This is a genomic window from Helicobacter sp. 12S02232-10, assembly GCF_002272895.1.
GTDB lineage: Bacteria > Campylobacterota > Campylobacteria > Campylobacterales > Helicobacteraceae > Helicobacter_J.
Genome location: NZ_MLAQ01000030.1, coordinates 1 through 1511 on the forward strand (window position 1 = coordinate 1; position 1511 = coordinate 1511).

At 35.6% G+C, this 1511-nt stretch carries 1 protein-coding gene; it reads left to right on the forward strand.

The window, feature by feature from the left end:
- The coding region (locus BKH41_RS09500; protein WP_143428736.1) for an autotransporter outer membrane beta-barrel domain-containing protein at positions 1-1511 on the forward strand (1511 nt) is incomplete at both ends.

Consider the following 1511-nt stretch of genomic DNA (forward strand, 5'->3'; position numbering starts at 1 on the left):
GATCCCTTCTCTCCCCGCACCCTCAAAGTGAGTACCATCAATGGAGAAAATGGTGTCTTTCGTCTGATGTCTGATTTATCTTTAGGAAAAACAGATACCATTACAGCAGGCAATGTCAATGGCTTAGAATTCATTCAAATCTATCAAAATCCCTCCAATATTCTTTTAACTCCTTCTTCAGATATGGTTGTTGCTTCAGCAACTTCTTTAGGTAATGGGGCTGATTTTAAAGGAATTGCTACAATCATTGGTTTATATGATTATCTCCCAATCTTACAAAAAAGAGATGCAGGTGGAGGATTGAATCAATGGGTTTTAAGTGCCATTACAAGAAATCCTAATCAAACTGCTAAAAGTCTATTGAATATCTTTTCTTTGCCTTATCAAATCTTTCGTTTAGAATCAGATAACTTATATACAAGAACAGATGATTTGATTTATCCTCCCACTCTATATGGATTATGGGCAAAAGTATCAGGTGGAGGCATTTATCAAAAGCAACCCTATGGAGGAAAAACCACTCAAAATCTTTTTTATCATTTTTCAGGGGGTTATGATTATGGAGAAAGCTTTGAAACACAGAGGTATTTTTATGGAGGGAGTTTGGATTATACACATTTAAATGCAGCTGATTCAGGGTATAAAGGCAATGTTAAAGCAATTGGATTAGGAGCTTATGGAGGTTATATCCAGCAAGAAGGTTGGGTATTAGATGGGAGTTTGCGTTATGTTTATGCCCCAATGCATACCAATCTCTACCAATCTGATGTCCCCATCAATTTTAATGCCCATCTTCTAATACTTGGAGCAAGAGCAGGGTATCGTTTTTATCCCTTCTTTACCTATAGAACCAAAGTAGTGGAGAAATGTGTCCAAAAAGTCTTTTGTAGAAATGCAAGGGTTCAAGCCAAGATCAAAGATATCCATACTTATTTAGAACCTTATGTTTCTCTCAATCCTGGATTCATCTCAGGAGGAAAGGTTTCTTTTACTGATAAGCAATCCCAAAGTCTAATCACAGCAAAGTTAAACCCTGTCCCAACTTTCATTTCTAAAATAGGATTAATGGGAGTGAGGCGTTATGATTACCATCAAGGATCTTTAAACCTAAAAGCTTTGATGGAATACAGTATGGATCTGAATTTAGGAGGCAAGATCACTTTAAATGATTTATCAAATGCTCCTTTATATAATGATGCAAATCATTTAGATCATCGATTAGGAATGGGACTAGGAGCACAATGGTCAAGCTTGAATGAAAGCTTGAATTTATTTGCTGATTTTAAAACTGAATTCTTTGGAAGGCTCAATACCTATTGGCTTTTATCAGCAGGATTGCGTTATAAATTTGGACAAACACCTCAAAAAACTTCTTGGGGAAAAAACTATAGACCTGCACCTATTCGTAAAAAATCATCCAAACCTAAGAACTTCTTAAAACCTTATCAACCTCCTGTTAAAAATGGATCTGATTCTTTCTATGAGAAGAATCATTTTAAGACTTTTCCATC